Here is a 1988-nt window from a genome sequence, read left to right as displayed (position 1 = left end):
AATGCAGTGCTATTATTAGAACGAGAAACAGTAAAAACTGCTGAAGTATTACCACCTAAAGTACCTTCCAATAGGCTAACATCATTAATAGATAGCTGAGTGGTAGTAATGTTAGAAGGAGCAAAATTAAAGTTATCTATTGCAAGATAATTTACAGAACCAGAAACACTAAAAGAAATGCTAATCAAAGGAATATTATCAAATGGAGTTCCAGTAAAATTAACAGTTTCAAATCCATTTAAACCTGTAGGAGATATACTTGCCGAATGAGAAACAGTATTGATGCCATCTTCTTTTAAACCCGTAAAAGTAACTGTACAGGCAGTTGCAGGAAAAGAATTTCCCGAATTGAGCGAAGACCATAAATCTACACTTAACATTTTAAAGGTCTTTCCTGCAGTCGTCACTTCAATTGATCCTTGATTTCCCGTTGCATACGGAGCTTTCGAATCTAAAAAGCCGAATGAACTACCAGAACCAATTGCTGAGACCGTTTTTGAAATCCCCAGTTTACCAGTACTCTGGAAATTCACGCCACCTTCTGTGAATGTATTAGCGAGATTTGTTTCATCCTCAAAGGTTTCTATGAAACTATCGTCATTTAAAATCGTAATAATTGCTGAACCCGAGCTAATGGTACCACCTGTGGGATTAGAAAGCGTCATATTAATCGTTTCATTCGGTTCTAAAGTTACATCTCCGTTGATGGTTACATTTACAGTTTGTGACAAAGAACCAATCGGGAAATTAACGGTAGTTAATGGTACTGCCACGTAATCTGAACCTGCAGTAGCGGTACCGTTTGATGATTGAATCTGAACTGAACCTGCCAAAGTTCCAAGAGATCTTGTAATAGTATAGGTATTTACTGTTGTTCCAGCATTTCCTTCAGAAAAATTAGCATTTGCTATTGCATAAGTATTAGTTACTGGTACTGTCGTTGTGAAATTCACATGATCAATCTCCAGATATACCAAACCATTTCCCCCACCCAAGCCATCTCCATCAACAGTATTAAAAGTTAGACTTTGAAAATATAAACCATCTAAAGGTGTTCCTATAAAATTAAGTCCGTTTACAATACCATTTGCATCTATAGTTTGGCCGCTTCCAAGAGCACCACCATTAGAATTAATAGTAATATTTGCCATTAAAGTATTTACCTGTCCACAAGGTATGCCTGAAACGGTTATTGAACCATTCATAGGTATTGCTCCTCCACTAGAATTACTTACATAAGCAGCAAATGAATTTATTTTATAACAGGCACCTGGGTTTAAACTATTATTTATTGCAATGTTAGCAGAATTACTGGTCGCCGGCGAATTAGTGATTAACTCCAAAAATTTCGAACTTCCGCCATAACCATAAGGAGCTAGAGTGGTTAGACTAAATGTATGTGTAAAATTAATTGAACTTTCAACAAATGAACCATTGTTCGTTTCTGTTTCAAAGTCTTCAGTGGCTGTAACTTGTGCAAAAGTATTAATCGAAATCAACAAGACTACAAAAAAAGACAGCAAGCTTTTAAGCTTAATATTGATAATTGATAAAGTAAAAATAGTTTTCATAAAATTAATGTTTTTGATATAATTCTTGCTGCTAAATATTTGGTAAGTCTTATTGTGTGAGAAAAAGTTTTAATAAAAAATATATTTTAATAAATCATAAATACCAAGGAGTAATTTTATTATTAAATCTTAATAAATACTCCTTGGCAATCAACAACTTATAATAGAGGCTTTAGTTTCTCGAAGGGTAAACCCCCACCAACGCAATAATATAATTCAAAGCAAGATAAGGCTGCATATTGTTTACAGGTATATTACCTCCAACTGAGCCAGTTGTAGAGCCCATTGCAACTTGATTTGCTGCTCCAGGTGCATATGGAAGCACAGTACCTCCTCTTGCTGCTGTTCCCAATGAATTAGATGCAGGCGAACCGACAGAAGCGGTATCATTAGAGGCATTCATGCTATGGGTATGAG

General features: G+C 35.4%; 2 protein-coding genes. Both read right to left on the bottom strand.

The window, feature by feature from the left end; genetic code table 11:
* Positions 1-1571: Calx-beta domain-containing protein (locus EGI22_RS15390; RefSeq protein ID WP_255069326.1), on the bottom strand; the 1571-nt coding region annotated here is incomplete at its 3' end.
* 172 nt (positions 1572-1743) lie between these two features.
* A partial coding sequence (locus tag EGI22_RS15385; protein WP_369010877.1) for a phage tail protein occupies positions 1744-1988 on the bottom strand: 245 nt, incomplete at its 5' end.

Source organism: Lacihabitans sp. LS3-19 (assembly GCF_024343575.1).
In the GTDB taxonomy this organism is placed as follows: Bacteria; Bacteroidota; Bacteroidia; order Cytophagales; family Spirosomataceae; genus Leadbetterella.
This window is presented reverse-complemented; position numbering and strand designations above follow the sequence as displayed.